Here is a 19345-nt window from a genome sequence, read left to right as displayed (position 1 = left end):
AACCGGCAGTATGTCGCCAACAGCTAGAACCACACCCCTGCGCAGGGGACCGCTGGCTGGTCTCCTGCTGCTCCTCTGTCTGCTTCCTGTCACTATCTCCCACGCCGGTACCCTCTATCAGCGCTCAAGCATCCGGCTCGAGGAGAGGGCGCGCCAGGCCGCGCCTGATGATTACAGCTTCGTGGTGATGGGGGACAGCCGCTCCAACGACGCCATGTTCGCGAAGGCGCTGCGGACTGCGGCCCGCTTCAAGCCGCTCTTCATCCTGCACGGGGGGGACTATTCCAACGAAGGGGGCGAGGAGGAGACCGGAAACTTCCTGTCGCTGCTCGATAGATTCGCACCGGGGATCCCCGTTTTCGTGGTGTTCGGCAACCACGAGAACCAGAAGGTCTTCGTCCGGGAGGTCGGTCCTCAGCGCTTCGCCCTTTCCGTGCCCCGCCTGGGGCTCAAGGTCGTCGCCCTGGATAACTCCTGGGAGGCGCTGTATCCCGCCGAGCTCGATTTCCTCAAAACCGAACTCGCCTCAGCACCCCGCGCCACCTTCGTGGCGATGCACGTCCCCCCCGAAACCAGTCGCTGGCGCGGTCACACCTTCACCCGGGGAAGCGCCGAGCTGGAACAGACGGTGGCCGCGTCGCGGGTTGTGCAGGGACTTTTCTTCGCGCATTCCCACCTCTACGACCGCAGCGTCTTCGGCGGCGTGCCCGCCTTCATTTCCGGCGGCGCCGGCGCCCCCCTGGTCTGGGTCAGCCGCCACGGCGAGCGGATCTACCACATCATCGTGGTCCGGGTCAAAAACGGCGTGGCGAGCTTCCAGCTGGTGCCGCTTACGTGACTCACGATCCGGAAAACGCGGGAGATTGGGCGGCGGGGCAGGGGGATCATGCCCTGCTGGACGAGTGTTACCGTGAGGCCCTGCTCCTGCTGCGGGAGAACTCCACCCCGGCCGGCGTGCTCGCCTCGGCCCGCAATCCGAGAGCTTCCGGGCGCAGCTACGATTCCATCTTCGGCCGCGACGCCGCCATCTGCGCCCTTGGCATGGCCCTGTCCGGTGACCCCGAACTGCTCGAAGCGGCCCAAGCGGGACTGCTCACGCTGGCGCGGCACCAGGCGCGCAACGGGCAGATCCCGAAGTTCGTTAAACCGGAACTCGCGGAGGTCGACTTCTGGTACGCCGGATGCGTGGACGCGACGCTATGGTGGCTCATCGCCGTCCACTTCCTGGACCGGGCGGCGCCGGAACTCGCCCTCGCCGGGCGGCTCTCCGCCCATGTGGTGCGCGCCCTCAACTGGCTCGAGTGCCAGGAGCACCAGGGGTGGTTCCTGCTGCAGCAAAACGATTGTTCGGACTGGGCCGACATCATGCCGCGTTCCGGCTTTGTGCTCTATACCAACGCGCTCTGGTACTGGGTCAAGAGGGTGTACCAGCACCCGACCGCCCGCGAGACCCGTCGCTTCGCCCGCCTGATTTTCAACCCCTTCGACAACCTGGTGCCGCAGCAGAAGCGGATCCGGCTCATGCGTCACTACATCCGCAACGGCTGCCGGCCGGCCCCTTTTCTTTTGAGCTACGTGAACTTCTCGTTCTGGGGTGAGGAGATCGACATCTTCGGCAACATCCTTGCCTACTTGACCGGCCTCGGGGCACCCTCCGACGCCTGCAAGATGGTGGCTGGAGTCACCGCGCTTAACGCCAACCGGCCTCACCCGGTGCGCGTGGTGGGAAAGCCGATCGCCGTCGGGTCGCCGCGCTGGCGCCCGTACATGCAGCGTCACCGGCAAAACCTTCCCTGGCAATACCACAACGGCGGCGCCTGGCCCTTCGTGGGCGGGTTCTGGGTCATCCTCCTGTCGCTGCTGGGGGAGCGCGCCCTGGCGCGCGCCGAACTGGTGAAACTGGCGGTAACCAACAGGGTTAACGGGTGGGAGTTCAACGAATGGTTTCAAGGTGAAACCGGCGAGCCGATGGGTATGCCACGGCAGTCATGGAACGCCGCGATGTACCTCCTCGCCTATCGTGTCATGGCCGACGGCACCAGGATCTTCCCGCAAGGCTGACCCGGTCGGAGTGTGAATACCTCGCCGCTGGCCCTCTCTCTTTACCCCCCGTCGCCGACCTTTTTCTTCCCTATGCTGCGCTCCTCACTCTGTCACCCCGCATGGTTTTGACTGCTCCCTGAAATTACTTGTATTTTTACGCTATCAACAGGTGACATTTGGCCAGTCGATGATTATTATTGTGCACATGCCATTCAAGGAGGATGAGATCATGAAACGCTTGACGTTGCTGTTGCTGTCCCTGCTAACCCTTACCGCCCTCTCCGGCTGCGGCTATAACACCATGCAGGCCAAGGAAGAGGCCGTCTTCGCGGCCTGGGGCGATGTCGAGGCTTCCTACCAGCGCCGTGCCGACCTGGTGCCGAACCTGGTCGAAGTCGTCAAGGGGTACGCCAAGCACGAGGCGGACACCCTGAAGGCGGTCACCGAGGCGCGCGCCAAGGTGGGCTCCATGCAGGTCTCCAAGGACGCCATCAACGATCCCAAGACCATGCAGAACTTCCAGCAGGCCCAGTCGCAGTTGAGCGGCGCCCTGTCGCGGCTCATGGTCGTGGTGGAGCGCTACCCGGATCTGAAGGCCAACCAGAACTTCATGGACCTGCAGAACCAGCTGGAAGGGACCGAGAACCGGATCAACGTGGCGCGCGTCCGCTACAACCAGGCGGTGCAGGATTTCAACACCACCATCAGGACCTTCCCAAACTCGCTCACCAACTCCCTGATGCTGCATCTGCAGCGCAAGGAGCCGTTCAAGGCGGAAGAGGGGGCCAAGGTGGCGCCCAAGATCAAGTTCTGACCCTATGAAAAAGCTGTTTTTCCTCCTGACATTGCTTGTTACCGTCCACGTCTGCGCCGCGGCCGAAGTCCCGCCGCTGCGCAGCCACGTGAACGACTACGCCTCGATGCTGTCGCCGCAGGTGGCGCAGCAGCTGGAGAGCGAGCTCGCCGCCTTCGAGAGCAGCGACTCGACCCAGATCGTGGTTCTCACCATCCCGAGCCTTGAGGGGGAGGTGCTGGAACAGTACTCCATAAAGGTGGTTGAGAAGTGGCAGCTCGGTCAGAAGGGGAAGGACAACGGCGCGCTGCTGCTGGTGGTGAAAAACGACCGCAAGATCCGCATCGAGGCGGGGCGCGGACTGGAGGGGAAACTGACCGACCTCATGTCGGGACGCATCATCCGCAACGAGATCACCCCCGCCTTCAAGCGGGGGCAGTACGATCTCGGTATCGCACGCGGCGTGGGGGCCATCATGGCGACGGTGCGGGGCGAATACCAGGCCCAGCCCAGCGACCTGCGGCACGGCAAGAAGGGGGCTCCTCCCATTCTCACGCTGCTCCTCTTCGTCCTGGTCGCCTCGGTATTCCTGGGGGGCATCTCCCGCCTCCTCGGCGGGATCGCCGGGGCCGTGGGACTCCCGGTGGCCGCGTTCATCTCCTTCTCGGGGATATCGATGCTGCTGATGGGGCTTTTGGCCGTGGTCGGCTTCCTGGCCGGGCTCTTCATCGCGTTCCTCTTCTCCTCGGGTGGTCGCGGCGGATTCATGGGCGGCCCCCCCTTCTTCGGAGGCTATGGAGGGGGGGGAGGATTCGGCGGCTTCGGCGGTGGAGGGGAGGATTCTCCGGCGGGGGGGGGAGTTTCGGCGGGGGCGGAGCCTCGGGAGACTGGTAATGGATCTTGCACAGACATCGACAGCACAGGACTACTTCAGCGCCTCGGACAAGGAGGCGATCAGGCAGGCGGTAGCCCGGGCCGAGGCCCGTTCCAGCGGCGAGATCGCCACCATGGTGGTGTCCGAGAGCGACCGGTACCGCGAGGCCGAGGCGCTCGGGGCGCTGCTTCTGTCCGGTTTCATCGGCGTCGCGGTCGCCGTCCTTTCGCACCATGTCACCATCTGGACCTACATCCCCGTGGTGTTCCTGCTCTATTTCCCGGTGCTTCTCTTTCTGCGGCGCTTCCCGCATCTGAAGCTTTCCTTCGTCGGCCCCAGGCGCCTTGCCGAGGCGGTGAGCGAGCGGGCGCTGGTGGCGTTTTATCAGCAGGGACTGTACCGGACCCGCATGGAGACCGGCGTCCTCATCTTCATCTCCCTTCTGGAGCGCAAGGTCTGGATCGTCGGCGACCGGGGCATCAACGAGAAGATTCCCCCGGGGTACTGGAAGTCCCTGGCTGAGCGGCTGGCGCAGGGGTTGCGCACCGGGCGCGGCGCAGAGGCGGTCTGCGAGGTGATCGAGGCGTGCGGCACCGAGCTCGAGCGGCATTTTCCGCGAGGCGAAGACGACCGCAACGAACTCGCCGACGAGATCATCATTTCCTGATCAACTTTTTGTCGTTCCTGCCGATAAAGTCATTGACTTTCCGCCTGTTCCGATTTCATTATTGACGTTCGCGCCCGCCTGCCGGCGCACCGGTTCCACACCGTTTGAACATCCCCCTGCGGGATCACGTCCCGCTTCGTAATAGCAGTAACCGCGGCCGGCCGCCACACCGTCCGCAGGAGAAGAATCGCATGACCGCAGATATCAAACCGATAGCCGTACCGCAACCAATCCGCAAACCGCTGGGCGAGATCTTCGTCGAGCGCGGCCTGTTGACCAAGTCGTCGGTAGACCGTCTGATCGCCCACGCCAGGAGCAAAAACATCCGTCTGGGCGAACTGCTCGAGGTGATCGGCCTGGTCACCCCGGAGGAACTCGCCGAGGCGCTTGCGATCCAGTACCGCGTCCGCAAAATCGTCGACTTCGCCAAATACAGCTATCCTCCCAACGTGCTCAAGCTGATCCCGCTGGAGATGGCGGTAAAGCACAGCATCTTCCCCCTCAAGCTGGATGACGGGCGCCTGGGCCTTGCCGTGGCCGACCCGACTACGGACGACCTTTTCGCCGCCATCGCGGCGCAGCACGACGTGAAGCTGGTCCTCTACGTTTCCACGCGGCTGGAGATAAACCGTGCCATCGCGCGGCACTACCTGGGCCAGACCATCGCCGGACCCGCAGGCAAGTCCATCCTCCTGGTCGAGGACGACCAGCTTTCCCGCGAGATGGTGGCGAAGATCCTGACCCGCCAGGGGTATGCCGTGGAGACCGCGATTGACGGCATGGACGCCTTCAGCAAGATCTTCACCTTGAAGCCCAAGCTGGTGATCACCGACAAGGTGATGCCCAAGCTCGGAGGGTACGAGTTCCTGTTCGCCATCAAGAACATTCCCGAGTTCCGCTACATGCCCGTGATCCTCATGACCGCTGCGGCCACGCCTGACGAGGAGAAGGAAGCGTTGGAGAAGGGGTTCTTCGACTTCGTGCTGAAGCCGGTCAAGGAGATCGGCCTGCTCACCCGTGTGAAGAGGGCCTTCGCCAGCAGGGAAGCCCTCTACGGCAAGACCGCCTGAACTATCCGTATCTGCCTTCCGTCCAGTCGGCCGCCGCTTCCCTGCGAAGGGCGGCCACTTTCCTTTCCCCCCCTTGCACCTTGCACGACCGTCGCCGGTTCTTTTCGCTAATGAATCAGCTGCTTCGCGCCGAAAAGAATCCCCGGGCCGAAGTGATACCTTTCCCTTTCCGCAATAAAACTCTTAGTATGCCTGTTCCGGCCAACCTGGAGAGCAGATGCACAAACCAATGAACCTTTCACCGGTAAACCCCTGCGATTCCGGCCTCGGCGGCACCTCGTGCTACGGCGCCGCGCTGATGCCCTGCGACCTTCTGTTCGCCTGGCTTCCCGTCTCTCTCCGCTTAGCCGCCGCGCTTGCGCTCCTTTTGGCCGTCACTGTGATCGTGGTCAGGGTCTTCCGGCAGAGATCCCTGCGGCACCGCCGGGTCGAAGAGGAGTTGCGCGCCGCGAAGGAGGAACTCGAACGGAGGGTCGCCGAGAGGACCGATGCGCTGCACCATGCCAATGAACAGTTGAAACAGCAACTCGCGGAACGGATGCGGGTCGAGGAGGAACTGCGCCAGGGGCGCAACATGCTGGAGCAGATCATCGACACCATCCCTCAGTTCGTCTTCTGGAAGGATAAGGACAGCATCTATCAGGGGTGCAATATCGTCTTCGCCAGGGCCGCAGGGCTGGAAGATCCCGTCTCCATCCGCGGCAAGAGCGACTACGACCTCCCCTGGCTGCGGGAGGAGAGCGACGCCTACCGCACCGACGACCGCAGCGTCATGGACCGCGATATCGCCAAGTACCACATCATCGAACAGCAGTTGCAGGCCAACGGCGAGCGTTACTGGGTGGACACTACCAAGGTACCGCTTCGCGACGAAACCGGGGCGGTTGTCGGCGTACTGGGGATTTACGACAACATCACCGAAAGGAAAGCGATCGAGGAGGCGCGCGACCGCGCCCTGGCCATGCTCGAATCGCTCCTGGCATCTTCGCCTACCGGCATCCTGGTCTACGATGGCGAAAGCGGCGCCTGCGTCAAGGCCAACCAGGCCATCGCCACTATGGTGGGTGGGACCGTAGAACAGCTGCTCAGCCAGAACTTCAGGAGCATAGCCTCCTTCAAGGAAACCGGCATCTACGCCCTTGGCGAACTGGTTCTGGACGATGGCCAGACGAGGGCCATGGAGGTCGATATCAATACCTCCTTCGGTAAGAGCTTCGAGGTGGAGGTGTTCCTGTCCCGTTTCGACGTGGAAGGGAGACACCACCTGATGTTCATCTCGGTGGACCTGACCGAGAGAAAGCAGCTGGAGAACGAGAAGCGCCTGATCGAAGCCCAGATGCTGCACGTGCAGAAGCTGGAGAGCCTCGGTGTGCTTGCCGGCGGCATCGCCCACGATTTCAACAACATCCTCATGGTGGTGCTTGGGAACGCGGACCTGGCATTGCTGCGGTTACCTCCCGGCTCACCCGCCTGCGAGAACCTGGTCCAGATCGAGCAGGCGGCCAGCCGCGCCGCTGACCTTGCGCGCCAGATGCTGGCCTACTCGGGGAGGGGGAAGTTCGTCATCGAGAACCTGGACCTGACCAGGGTGGTCCAGGAAATGGCCCCGATGCTGGAGGTCTCCATCTCGAAGAAGGCGCTGCTGCGCTACGACCTCGCTCCCGACCTGCCGCCGGTCAGCGGCGATGCCACCCAGCTGCACCAGGTGATTCTCAACCTCGTCATCAACGCCTCCGAGGCCATCGGAGACGGGACGGGTGTCATCTCGATCAGCACCAAACTCACGGAGTGCGACCGTGCCTACCTTTCCGAATCCTGGGTCGACGACCGGCTTCCCGAAGGGGCGTACGTGGTCCTGGAGGTGTCCGATACCGGGTGCGGCATCGACCGTGAGGTCATCCCCAAGATTTTCGATCCTTTCTTCACCACCAAGTTCACCGGGCGCGGGCTCGGCATGGCGGCGGTGCTCGGCATCGTGCGCGCGCACAAGGGGGCCATCAAGGTCTACAGCGAAAAAGGGAAGGGGAGCTCCTTCAGGCTGCTTCTTCCCTGCGTCCATGGCGCCGCGGACCACCCCGAGCCATCTCCCCTGCGGGAGCTCTGGCGCGGTAGCGGAACGGTCCTGCTGGCTGACGACGAGGAAAGTATCCGGGTGCTGGGGAGCGATATGCTGCGGGCTCTCGGATTTGACGTCACGCTGGCGTGCGACGGACGCGAGGCGGTGGAACTCTTCAAGACCGGGATGGACGACATCGTCTGCGTGCTGCTCGACCTGACCATGCCCTACCTGGACGGCGAGCAGACCTTCCGGGCGCTGCGCGCCATCAAACCGGACGTCAAGGTGATCATGTCCAGCGGCTACAACGAGCAGGAGGTGAGCCAGAAATTCGCCGGGGCAGGTCTTTCCGGCTTCATACAGAAGCCGTACAAGGTGGTCGAGATGAGCAGGAAGCTCTCCGAAGTGCTGGGAGGAAAAGGGAGCGCCGCCCCGCAGTGAAGAGGAGGCGCAAAAAAAGGGGCGGACCCGTGCGGGACGCCCCTTTTCCATTCATGTGCGGTTGCGGATGCTAGCGGATGTAGCCGTTGCTGTAGGTTGCCACTTTGAGCGGTTTGGCCTCCTTGAAGACGACGCGGATCACGTCACCCTTGCGGGAGTAGCGGGGCTCTCCCTTGCAGTCGGTGAAGACGTTGGAGAGCTTGGCGCCGGCGGCGGTCACGTCGATGAAGCGGATGGCGCTGGTACCGGCGGTCTCACCGGGGTCGGCCAGCACCAGCACGGCGTCCGACTTGCTCTGCTGGAACACCCTGACCAGTTCAGGAACCGGCTTGCCGACCCTTTCATCGATCTCTTCAGTGATGAGCTTGTCGTTCAAAAGGTACTGGATCTTCTTGTAGTCGGCCTTCATACCGTCCCCCACGATGGGGGTTCCCTGCCGGTCGAAAGCGACGATGGAGATCTTGCCGTAGCGGGTATCGAGGTCTTGGGCCAGGACGAGGGTTGAAGAAGCCAAAACGAGCAACAAAGCCGCCACTGAGGCGAAAAGTCCTTTAGTCATCTGTTTCCTCCTTTTGCATGCAAAGCAATGTCATAGCATTTCCCACCACGAACTTCCCATGCTGGTGTAGGAAAATATAAATTAAAATTTCAGCGCTGTAAATTACAAAAACTAATGAGCAGCTTGAAAAGTGTTGATTTTGTGAGGCTAAGCACAAAAAAGCCGGGAGGAATGGTATCCTCCCGGCTTTGAGCGCTATGAAAAGCGTGCTTTATTTACCGCCGGCGACCATCAGTTCGCTGACGAGTTTGGTGAAACGGAGCGGATCCTTGATGGGGGAGCCTTCGGTCAGGAGGGCCTGGTCGAAGAGGAGTTCGCTGTAGTCGGCGAGTTTGGGATCGTTTTTGTCCTTTTCGTACATCGCCGTCATGACCTGCATGATCTGGTGCTCCGGGTTGAGTTCGAGGATCCTCTTTCCTTCCGGGACCTCCTGGTTCATCGCCTTCAGGATCTTCTCCATGTTGGCGTTGAGACCCATCTCGTCGGCCACCAGGCAGCAGGCGCTTTCGGTGAGGCGCGAGGAGAGGCGGACCTCCTTGACGCGGTCCTTCAGGGTCTCCTGGATGTACTCCATGACGCTGCCGAACTCTTTTTTGGCCTCCTCCTTCTTGGCCTCCTTCTCCTTCTTTTCCTCCTCGGTGTCGAGCTCGAGGTCGCCCCTGTCGATCGCCTTCAGGTGCTTCTCCTGGTACTCGTGGATCGCCTGCACCACCCACTCGTCGACCGGGTCGGTCATGTAGATGACCTCGTAGTCCTTCTTGCGCAGCGCCTCCATGTAGGGGGAGTTCTCCACCGACTCGCGGGACATCCCCGTGATGAAGTAGATTTCCTTCTGCCCCTCGGGCATGCGCTCGACGTACTCTTTCAGGGAGACGAACTTCCCTTTCTCGGTCTTGGAGCTCTCGAAGAGGAGCAGGTCCTGCAGCTTCTCTTTGTTGGCGTAGTCGAAGTGGATCCCTTCTTTCAGGACCGGACCGAACTCCCCGTAGAACTTCAGGTAGTCCTCGAAGTTCTTCTCCTTCATCTCGGCGAGGGTGGAGAGGACCTTCCCCACCAGGGACTTCTGGATGCGCTTGATCTGCACGTCTTCCTGCAGGATCTCGCGCGATACGTTGAGCGGCAGGTCGGAAGAATCGACGACACCCTTGATGAAGCGGAGGTAGTCAGGGAGCAGCGCCTCGCAGTTGTCGGTGATGTAGACCCGCTTCACGTAGAGGTGAACGCCCTTTTTGTGGTCGCGCAGGAACAGGTCGAACGGCTTGTGTGACGGGATGTAGACGATGGCCTTGAACTCGCTCACCCCTTCGGCGGAGTAGTGGATGGTGGAGAGCGGCTTGTCGTAGTCGTGGGAGATGTGCTTGTAGAACTCCTCGTACTCCTCCTCGGTGATCTCGCTCTTGGAGCGGGTCCAGATCGCCTTCATGGAGTTCAAGGTCTCCTCGGTGGTCTTGTCGATGGTGCCGCCCCCCTCGATCACCTTTCCTTCGGCGTCCTTGACCGGCTCGGAGCGGGTGATGTCCATCACGACCGGGTACTGCACGTAGTCGGAGTACTTCTTGACGATGGAGCGGATCTTCCACTCGTCCAGGAATTCCTTCATCTCGTCTTTCAGGTGCAGCACGATCTCGGTGCCGCGGGTCTCCTTCTCGCACTCCTCGATGGAGTAGGAGCCGTCGCCGGTGGACTCCCAGCGGCAGCCGTACTGCTTCTCGCCCGCCCTGCGGGTGGTGAGGACCACCTTGTCCGCCACCATGAAGGATGCGTAGAAGCCGACGCCGAACTGGCCGATCAGCTCCGGGTTGTCGGCGAGGTTCTGCTCCTTCAGCGCCGCGACGAAATTCTTCGTGCCGGACTTGGCGATGGTGCCGATGTTGTCGGCGACCTCGTCCATGCTCATGCCGATGCCGTTGTCGGTGATGGTGAGGGTGCCGGCGTCCTTGTCGGCGTGCAGCTTGATCTTCCAGTCGGCGTTCCCTTCCAGCAGTTCCATGTTGGAGTGGGATTCGAACTTTATCTTGTCAATGGCGTCAGACGCGTTGGAGATGAGCTCCCTGAGGAAGATTTCCTTGTTGGAGTAGAGGGAGTGGATCACCAGGTCCAAAAGCTGCTGGACCTCGGTCTCGAACTTCTTGACGGTTTTGGCCATGTCTGGGTGGTCTCCTTTGGTCTTAGTGAATGGTCAGGGGAACATAATCACGGAGATGGGAAATTTCAAGGGGGAGCGGCTAAGAAAACTGTAGGGGCGAATAATCATTCGCCCGCCTTGGTTGCACCGTGTACCACCGCGTGAGGAATATCTCGAGGCACCGGCCTTGGGCGAATAATCATTCGCCCCTACAGGAAAGGCCGCCCCGGAGTGTGGGGCTTAAAGCTTCAGATACTGCTTCAATATGGCGGGGTGCAGGTGCTCCTTCATGACCTCCCAGGCCTCGCGCAGGGCCTCGGCATCGTGCAGGGCGTGGTGCGGCGGGAACTCGTTGTAGGCCTCGGCGTGGGCTTTCTGCAACAGCTCGAAGAGCCCGGGGAAACTCTCGCTGTAGTAGTGGATCGGTGCGGGGTAGAGGTTTTTCGGGAAGACGTCGTGCAGCAGGTCCACCATGAGCACCCAGTCAAACCCCGGCGCGTCGCATACCACCCGTACCGGGACAACGAAAGAGTTGAGCCACTCGGCGAGCCTGCGTCTGGCGTAGTTCCGCTCCTGGAAAAAGTTGCTACCGGTCAGCTGCGGCAGGACGTTGGCAGTTACAAACGGCGAGCACCCTTCGGGACTCCAGCCGTCGGCGAGTTCGGCGTAGAAGCTCTCGCCGCTCGCGGAGACCAGGGCAATACTGATCAGCTGGGGATAATCGAAGTCGGTGAACTCGGTGTCAAGGAAAAGCAGCATCGGGTCGCCGTCGCCCATCCCCTGCGATACGGTGACCGCTTTCGCCTTCTGCGGCTTGCGCTTTCTCGCGTGGACCGGGCAGAGCGTCTTGGCGAAGCCATGCCCCAACTGCAGCGACCCCGCCGCGCCGCATTCCTCGCAGACGGCCGCCGCCTTGTGCTCGGTATCCCTGGCCAGCTCCTTGACGATGAAGGATCCCGATTCGATCCTGACGAACAGCCCGCCCAGCCGGGCCTCGGCCTTGAAGTGGCCGATCCTTGGCATACCAAGGTGTTCCATCGCCTCGATGGCGGTGCAGAGGTCCCAGACCAGCGGATACCAGCCGGCGCCGCAGCGCACGCTCCCGGACGGCGGATTGAGGTAACGCGGGAAACGGGAGACCAGCTTCTCGAGCGCGATGTTCCCCTCGGGTTTCACCCATTTTTCCCAGGAGAGGAACATCTTTTCGGTGGTCCGCTTGAAGCGGACGATCAGCTCCACCACCTTCAGCGCGAAGACCGTGAAACGTTCCCTTATTATGACGAGTGTCTGTGGAGTTTTCATTAGCCCTAGATTCTACCAGACTCCCCCTTCCTTGACACCCCTTCGTCGTTATGTTACTAAGGTCCGGCTAAAACTCTTTTCCCGGCAAGGGGATAGCCCTACCGAACACCTCGCGCGCCAAAAAAAGGAGCCTCATGTACTTCCCCGATTTTTCGACGTTCCAGACCCTGTCCGCACAAGGCAACCTGATCCCGGTTTACCGTGAGATCCTGGCCGACCTGGATACCCCCGTTGGGGCCTTCAAGAAGATCGACGACGGCCGCTTCGGATTCCTTTTGGAGAGTATCGAGGGTGGCGAGAAGTGGGGACGCTACACCTTCCTCGGCTCCTCCCCGGCGGTGGTCATCCGCGGCAAGGACAACTGGGTCGAGATCGTGGAGGGGGGCGAGGTGTGCCGCATGGAGGTTCCGGATCCGCTGAACTACGTCCGGGATTACATGGCGCGCTACCGGCCTGTCGAGGTCGAGGGGATCCCGAGGTTCTTCGGCGGCGCGGTCGGCTACCTGGGCTATGACGCGGTGCGCCACTTCGAGACGCTGCCGGATCAGAACCCGAGCGTCATCAACACCTACGACGCCTACTTCATCATCACCGACACCATCGTCATCTTCGACAGCCTGAGCCAGAAGATCAAGGTCGTATCCAACGCGCACCTGGACGGAACCAGCACCCCCGAGGCCGCCTACGCCGAGGCGGTGGGGAAGATCGAGGGGCTCATCGAGCGCCTGAAGAAGCCGCTTGCGGCGGCCGCGAAGAAGCCCGCCCAGGGAAAGGTGGAGTTGACCTCCAACGTGAAGCGCGAGGAATTCGAGTCCTGGGTGACCCGCGCCAAGGAGTACGTCCGAAGCGGCGACATCATCCAGGTGGTCCTCTCCCAGCGCTTCTCCGGCGATCTCACCGTCGACCCCTTCGACATCTACCGCGTGCTGCGGACGCTGAACCCGTCCCCCTACATGTTCTTCCTGCGGCTGGACGAGACCATGGTGGTGGGCGCGTCGCCCGAGGTCATGGTGCGTAAGGAGGGGGATCTGGTGGAACTGCGTCCCATCGCCGGCACCCGCCCGCGCGGAGCGACCCCCGCCGCCGACGAGGAACTCGCGCGCGACCTCCTTGCCGACCCCAAGGAGCGTGCCGAGCACGTCATGCTGGTGGACCTGGGAAGGAACGACCTGGGGCGCGTCTGTGAGACCGGCAGTGTGAAGGTCTCCGAGCTCATGGTGATCGAGCGCTATTCGCACGTGATGCACATCGTCTCCAACGTGCAGGGGGAACTGGCCCCCGGCCACGACGCCTTCGACGTGGTGCGCGCCACCTTCCCGGCGGGGACCCTGTCCGGTGCCCCGAAGGTGCGGGCCATGGAGATCATCGACGAGCTGGAAGGGGTACGGCGCGAGGTCTACGGCGGGGCGGTCGGCTACTTCTCCTTCTCGGGGAACATGGACATGGCCATCGCCATCAGGACGCTGGTGATCAAGGACGGCAAGGTGCACCTGCAGGCCGGCGCCGGCATCGTGGCCGACTCCGATCCCGCCGCCGAGTACATCGAGACCGTCAACAAGGCCAAGGCCGTGGTCAAGGCCATCGAGATGGCCGAGCGGGGTCTCGACTAGGCGGCCCCTGCGGGTGAGGGGGGAGGCGCGGGGGCACGCACAGGCTCCTGGCCCCCTCAGCTGCTCCCTTTCCCACGCGGTCGCCATCCCGGCGACCGCCCCGCGCAGCTTCTCCGCCACCACGGCGGCTGTCTCGGTATCTTCGTTGATGAGGATAATGCGCCGCAGATATTTTCCCTTCTCAGATTGGTCGCGCCAAAAGACTCCAGAAGTGTCGGCTTCCTCATGATTCCTCCGTCCTAGCATCTATCCTTGTATTTCGGCAGAACCAGTTCAAACACTTTTAGTGTCATATCACCTCGCTATACTCGCACCTGACAGAGTTCCTCGTGCCGTGACTGTGTGTCGAAAAGCTTTGTGTCGCCACCGTGCGTTGCCGCGAAGATTCTATGACAGACACGATTTCAAAAATGTCCCGCTGAAAGTACACATTTCCGGAATTGGTAGTACACTTCCGGGTGGTGATAGAGATGGGCCACAATTTGATGGAATGTAGGAGTTGACCCAATGGGTGCTGCAGATCCGGTAAAGAAGATACTTGTAGTGGAGGATGATGACGCCCACGCGGAGCTGATCCGGCGGGGATTCAGCGACCTGTCCGGCCAATACGAGCTGACTGTAGCCGCCACCATCAAGGAGGCGGTGGACCGCATTCGCAGCCGTGACTATGACATCGTGCTCACCGATTACCTCCTTCCCGACGGCAAGGGGGGGGACCTGGTGGCGCATTCCGCGAACATAGCGCCGGTGGTGATGATGACGTCGCACGGCAGCGAGCAGGTGGCCGTGGAGGCGATGAAGTCCGGTGCCATCGACTACGTGGTGAAGATGCCGGAGGTGTTCGACGCCATGCCCCGCATCGTGGAGCGCGCGCTTCGGGAATGGGACCACATGCTCGAGCACAAGCGGGCGGAAGAGGCGCTCAAGCTGCAAAGCCACCGGCTCGAACACGAGGTAAGCGAGCGGCAGTTGGCCCAGGAGGCCCTGCAGGAGCAGGCGCTGCTCCTGAAAAACGAGATCGCGGAACGGAAACTGGCCCAGGAGACCCTGCGTCTTAGCGAGGAAAAATTCCACAAGGCCTTCGACAGCGCGCCGCTCATAATGGTTATCACCGACATCGAGGAGGGAGTCTTTCTCGACGTGAACCGGAAGTTCGTGGAACTCTCGGGCTACAGCAGGGACGAGGTGCTGGGGCGCACCTCCACTTCGCTGGGCTGGATCAACCCCCTCGACCGCAAGGCCATGATCGACAAGCTGGATGAGGACGGTCAGGTCACCGGGATGGTGGTGACGCTGCACGCCAAGGACGGCCGGACCCTCAAGGGGGAGTACTACTGTCAACGGATCACCGTGGACGGCTGCGAGCGCCTTTTGGCCATCGCCCTCGACATCACCGAGCGCGTGAAGCTCGAGGAGCAGCTGCGTCACTCGCAGAAGCTGGAGGCGGTGGGGGTGCTGGCCGGCGGGGTGGCCCACGACTTCAACAACATCCTCACCGTGATCGGGGGGTACTGCGAGCTGCTCAAGCTGGACCTGGCGGAGGGAAGCCCGGTCCGCGACAAGGTGATGCAGATCTCGGCGGCGGCGGACCGGGCCGCGAACCTTACCCGCAGCCTGCTCGCCTTCAGCCGCAAGGGGGAGGTGAAGGCCGCTCCCGCGAACCTGAACGACATCGTACGGGGGGTCGAGAAGTTCCTGCGCCGCATCATCGGCGAGGACATCGCCCTCACCACCTCGTTCGCCGAAGGTGCGCTCTGGGCCATCGTCGACAGCGGGCAGATCGAACAGGTACTGATGAACCTGGCCGCCAACGCCCGCGACGCCATGCCCAAGGGGGGCAAGCTCTTCGTCGAGACGGAACGTCAGGAGATCGACCAGGCCTTCGTGCACGCCCACGGTTTCGGCACGCCGGGACAGTACGCCCTGCTTACCATCTCCGACACCGGCGAGGGAATGGACGAGGCCACCCGCAAGAAGATATTCGATCCCTTCTTCACCACCAAGGTCGTCGGCAAGGGGACGGGACTGGGACTCGCCATCGTCTACGGCATCGTCACGCAGCACAAGGGGTTCGTGAACGTCTACAGCGAGCCGGGCATCGGGAGCACCTTCAGGGTCTACCTCCCCGCCATCAGCGCTGCCGAGCCGGAGAAGAGTCTGCCGTCAGTGGAGCCGGAGGTGCGGGGAACCGAAACGATACTGGTCGCGGAGGACGATCTGCATGTCCTCGACCTGGTGGCCTCGATCCTCAGGCAATACGGCTACTACATCATACATGCCGCCAACGGCCTCGAGGCGGTACAGAGGTTCAAGGAAAACCCGCAGATCAAGCTGGTGCTCATGGACATCATCATGCCGGTCATGAACGGCAAGGAGGCCGCCGAGACCATCAGGGAGTATCGTCCAGGCGCCAGGATCCTTTTCACCAGCGGCTACACGGCAGACATCATTCGCAGCAGGAGCGACCTGGACGAAGGCGCCGAACTGGTGATGAAACCGGTCAAGCCCATGGTGCTTTTGAAAAAGATTCGGGAGATGCTGGACCGGCCCTAGCCGGGACCGGCCCCGCATGGAGAGATAGCCGGCATGGTCACCCAGTTCCACAAGATACGCCGCTTCGCCCTGGTCCTCGTGCTTTTCTGGAGTGCGGGGATCGCCTTTTCCTTCTACTGGTTCTACCGCGGAGAGCAGCAAACGGTGCTGGCCATCGCCCGCGCCGAGGCGCGTGCCACCTTCGAGAAAGACACTCTCTACCGGCGCTGGGCCACGCTGCATGGCGGCGTCTACGTTCCCGCCTCCGACCTCAGTCCTCCAAACCCTTACCTGAACCATATTCCGGAGCGCGACGTCACCACCCCGTCGGGTAAGGAGTTGACGCTGGTGAACCCGGCGTACATGACCCGGCAGGTCTTCGAACTGGCCGACAGCCAGAAGAACCTGGTGCGCGGTCACATAACGAGCCTCAAGCCGATCCGGCCCGAAAACCTGCCCGACCCGTGGGAGGCCAAGGCGTTAAAGCTCTTCGAAACCGGGGTGACGGAGGTGAGCGAGGTCCAGGAGATGGGCGGCCGCTCCTACATGAGGCTGATGCGCCCCTTCGTGACCGAGCCCCCCTGTCTGAAGTGCCACGCCGCCCAGGGATACCGTGTCGGCGACATCCGGGGCGGGGTCAGCGCCTCGGTGCCGCTGGAGGTTGATGCGGCGGTGATGGGCGACGTGATTACCGGGGCAGCGGCGAGCCACGGCTTCATCTGGCTTTTGGGGGTGGGGCTGATCGGTACCGGGGCTCGTGTTCTCAGCCGCAGCTCACGCGTGATCGAGGAGCGCGAGGAGCGTTACCGGACCGTGGCGGACTACACGGAGGGGTGGGAGTACTGGCAGGGGCCGGACCACGCCTTCCGTTACGTATCACCCTCCTGCCTGGAGCTTTCCGGCTACAGCCGGGAGGAGTTTTACTCCGATCCCGAACTTTTGCACCGCATCGTCCACCCCGAAGACCTGCCGCACTACCAAAGCCACGTCCGCGAATCATTTCGCGGCACCCCAAAGCCACTGGACTTCCGCATCATCAGGAAGGACGGCGAGGTTCGCTGGATCGCCCACGTCTGCCGGCTGGTCTATACCTCAAGCGGTGCAGAAAACGGTATCCGTGGCAGTAACCGCGACATCACCGACCGCAAGATCGCCAGCCAGGCCCTGCTCGAGCAGGCCGAACTTTTGGAGAAGGAAGTGCGCGAGCGGGTCGAGCGCGAAACGGAGCTGGAGGCCAAGAACGCCGAGCTGGAGCGCTTCACCTACACCGTATCCCACGACTTGAAAAGTCCGCTCATCACCATCAAAGGGTTCGCCGGCGCGGTGCTGAAGGACATCGAGGGGGGTAACCTGCAGAGGCTCGACGGCGATGTGCGTCGTATCATGGGGGCTGCCGACAAGATGTCCGCCCTCTTGGGCGACCTGCTCGAACTTTCCCGCATCGGACGGATCGTCAACGCCCCCTCGCTCATCGATATGAACCATCTGGCAGGGGACGTGCTTGGCCAGCTTTCCGGGCCCATCCAGCAGGCCGGCGTGGAGGTGGTGCTGCAGCCTGACCTCCCCAGGGTGTGGGGGGACCAGCCCCGCATTGGTGAGGTGCTCCAGAACCTCGTGGAGAACGCCATCAAGTACAGGGGAGAGCAGCAGAAGCCCCGCATCGACATCGGTGTGCGCGAGGGGGCGGACGGGCCGGTGTTCACGGTGCGGGACAACGGCGTCGGGGTGGCGGCCCAGTACCACGAAACGATCTTCGGGCTCTTCAACCAGTTGGACGCGCGCTCGGAAGGGACCGGGATCGGCCTGGCCCTCGCGCGGCGCATCGTTGAGTTTCATGGCGGCAAGCTCTGGGTGGAATCGGAAGGAGTGGGGCAGGGGAGCACCTTCTGCTTCACGCTGGGTACCCGCCCTCCCGAGCCGAACAAACAGGGATGAAGGGGATGAAAGGGATTCCGCATCCGGTCCCCGTTGAAAGGAGCGAAATATGATTGAAGGTGAACCGCTGTGCATCCTGCTCGTCGAGGACAACCCGGACCACGCCGAACTGGCGATGCGCAACCTGAGCGACGCCGGTCTGGTCAACCGCCTGTTCCACGTCGAGGACGGAGAAGCCGCCCTGGACTACCTCTACAACCGCGGCCGGTTCGCTGACGCAACCGCCTATCCCCGCCCGCACCTGGTGCTCCTGGACCTGCGTCTCCCCAAGGTCGACGGCATCGAGGTGTTGAAGCAGGTGAAGGGATCGGATCAACTCAAGTCCATTCCGGTCGTGATACTGACCACCTCAGCCGCGGAGCGCGATCTGGCCCAGGCTTATAATCACTACGCCAACTCCTACCTCACCAAACCGGTCGATTTCGACTCCTTCAGCAACCTGCTGCGCGACCTTGGCTTCTACTGGCTCGCCTGGAACAGGCGTCCGACGAGCTAGCCTCGGTAAATATTGTTTTGACCATGACAAAAGTTTCCTCTCACGCCGCTGGGGTAATGCCCCTTTTCTCCTTCCCGGCCCCGGTACGCCACCCCTTTTTATGCTTTTCCTGTCGGATTTTCTTGAGTTTTCGGGACGAAACCTTTATATTTTCCTCTTTCCAATTAACAGCAAATGAGTGGGGTTCCGGTCGCTTTCCTGCCGGCCCCCCGACTGCGGCGGGTCCAAGCTATGCTCCTCATGATCGACAACTACGACTCCTTCACCTACAACATCGTGCAGTATTTGGGCGAGTTGGGTGAGGAGGTCAAGGTCTATCGCAACGACAAGATCACCATCGCCGAGATCGAGGCTCTTGCCCCCGATCGTATCGTCATATCCCCCGGTCCCTGCTCTCCGGCGGAGGCGGGCATCTCGGTCGAGGTCATCCGCCATTTCGCAGGCAAGATCCCCATCCTTGGCGTCTGCCTTGGTCACCAGTCCATCGGGTACGCCTTCGGCGGCACTATCGTCAAGAGCGCGACGCTGATGCACGGCAAGACCTCACCGATCCTGCACGACGGCAAGGGGCTCTTCGAGGGGCTCCCGAACCCGTTCGCCGCGACCCGTTACCACTCCCTCATCGTTGAGCGCGACACGCTTCCGGCCGAGCTTGAGATAACCGCCTGGGTCGCGGAAGGGGAGATCATGGGAATGCGGCACCGCACGCTCCCCATCTGGGGGGTGCAGTTCCACCCGGAGTCGATCCTCACCGAGGGGGGGATGGATCTTTTGGGGAACTTCTTGAAGATGTCCAGGTAGTGCCGAGAGTCCCCTCTCCCCCCGGGAGAGGGTTAGGGTGA

The 19345-nt window shown here is 62.1% G+C and carries 14 protein-coding genes and 1 pseudogene; 12 read left to right on the top strand and 3 right to left on the bottom strand.

Going from position 1 to position 19345, the window contains the following annotated elements; translation table 11 throughout:
* Positions 1-10: 10 nt before the first annotated feature.
* From KP001_RS06550 to KP001_RS06520, 7 genes and pseudogenes are all read left to right on the top strand, one after another.
* On the top strand, positions 11-838 hold the full coding sequence (locus KP001_RS06550; RefSeq protein WP_217288733.1) for a metallophosphoesterase family protein: 828 nt from the start codon (positions 11-13) through the stop codon (positions 836-838).
* On the top strand, positions 835-2061 hold the full coding sequence (locus KP001_RS06545; protein WP_217288732.1) for an amylo-alpha-1,6-glucosidase: 1227 nt from the start codon (positions 835-837) through the stop codon (positions 2059-2061). The genes KP001_RS06550 and KP001_RS06545 overlap by 4 nt, the downstream gene beginning before the upstream one ends.
* Positions 2062-2272: 211 nt before the next feature.
* The gene (locus KP001_RS06540) at positions 2273-2857 is read left to right on the top strand and encodes a LemA family protein (protein WP_217288731.1); all 585 of its coding nucleotides are present in this window, start codon (positions 2273-2275) and stop codon (positions 2855-2857) included.
* Between the two features lie 4 nt (positions 2858-2861).
* A pseudogene (locus KP001_RS22455) lies at positions 2862-3257 on the top strand (TPM domain-containing protein); the annotation flags it as partial.
* A gap of 472 nt (positions 3258-3729) precedes the next feature.
* Entirely contained in the window at positions 3730-4377 is a 648-nt protein-coding gene (locus KP001_RS06530) for a TPM domain-containing protein (RefSeq protein ID WP_217288730.1), read from the top strand.
* A gap of 191 nt (positions 4378-4568) precedes the next feature.
* Entirely contained in the window at positions 4569-5447 is an 879-nt protein-coding gene (locus KP001_RS06525) for a response regulator (RefSeq protein WP_217288729.1), read from the top strand.
* A 217-nt stretch (positions 5448-5664) separates the two neighbouring features.
* Positions 5665-7944 carry an ATP-binding protein gene (locus KP001_RS06520; protein WP_217288728.1) on the top strand — a complete coding sequence of 760 codons (2280 nt, stop codon included), beginning with the start codon at positions 5665-5667 and terminating at the stop codon, positions 7942-7944.
* Between the two features lie 70 nt (positions 7945-8014).
* Here KP001_RS06520 and KP001_RS06515 read toward each other — a convergent pair whose 3' ends face one another.
* The 3 genes from KP001_RS06515 to KP001_RS06505 all read right to left on the bottom strand — a co-directional run bounded on the left by KP001_RS06515 (position 8015) and on the right by KP001_RS06505 (position 11930).
* Positions 8015-8503: a hypothetical protein gene (locus tag KP001_RS06515; RefSeq protein WP_217288727.1), complete on the bottom strand. Its 489-nt coding sequence runs from the start codon at positions 8501-8503 to the stop codon at positions 8015-8017.
* 211 nt (positions 8504-8714) lie between these two features.
* Positions 8715-10649: a molecular chaperone HtpG gene (gene htpG / locus KP001_RS06510; protein WP_217288726.1), complete on the bottom strand. Its 1935-nt coding sequence runs from the start codon at positions 10647-10649 to the stop codon at positions 8715-8717.
* A gap of 219 nt (positions 10650-10868) precedes the next feature.
* The gene (locus KP001_RS06505; RefSeq protein WP_217288725.1) at positions 10869-11930 is read right to left on the bottom strand and encodes a 3'-5' exonuclease family protein; all 1062 of its coding nucleotides are present in this window, start codon (positions 11928-11930) and stop codon (positions 10869-10871) included.
* Positions 11931-12064: 134 nt separating this feature from the next.
* Between KP001_RS06505 and trpE the strand changes: the two genes are divergently transcribed.
* From trpE to KP001_RS06480, 5 genes are all read left to right on the top strand, one after another.
* Complete coding sequence (gene trpE / locus KP001_RS06500; protein ID WP_217288724.1) at positions 12065-13540, top strand: anthranilate synthase component I; 1476 nt, start codon at positions 12065-12067, stop codon at positions 13538-13540.
* 507 nt (positions 13541-14047) lie between these two features.
* Positions 14048-16093 (top strand): response regulator, encoded by a 2046-nt coding sequence (locus KP001_RS06495; protein ID WP_217288723.1) that lies wholly within the window; start codon positions 14048-14050, stop codon positions 16091-16093.
* 33 nt (positions 16094-16126) lie between these two features.
* Positions 16127-18007: an ATP-binding protein gene (locus tag KP001_RS06490; RefSeq protein WP_217288722.1), complete on the top strand. Its 1881-nt coding sequence runs from the start codon at positions 16127-16129 to the stop codon at positions 18005-18007.
* A 49-nt stretch (positions 18008-18056) separates the two neighbouring features.
* Positions 18057-18503 (top strand): response regulator, encoded by a 447-nt coding sequence (locus KP001_RS06485; RefSeq protein WP_217288721.1) that lies wholly within the window; start codon positions 18057-18059, stop codon positions 18501-18503.
* Between the two features lie 231 nt (positions 18504-18734).
* Positions 18735-19304, top strand: a complete 570-nt coding sequence (locus tag KP001_RS06480) for an anthranilate synthase component II (RefSeq protein WP_217288720.1) — start codon at positions 18735-18737, stop codon at positions 19302-19304.
* Positions 19305-19345: the final 41 nt, after the last annotated feature.

This window comes from Geomonas subterranea, from assembly GCF_019063845.1.
Lineage (GTDB): Bacteria > Desulfobacterota > Desulfuromonadia > Geobacterales > Geobacteraceae > Geomonas > Geomonas subterranea.
This window is presented reverse-complemented; position numbering and strand designations above follow the sequence as displayed.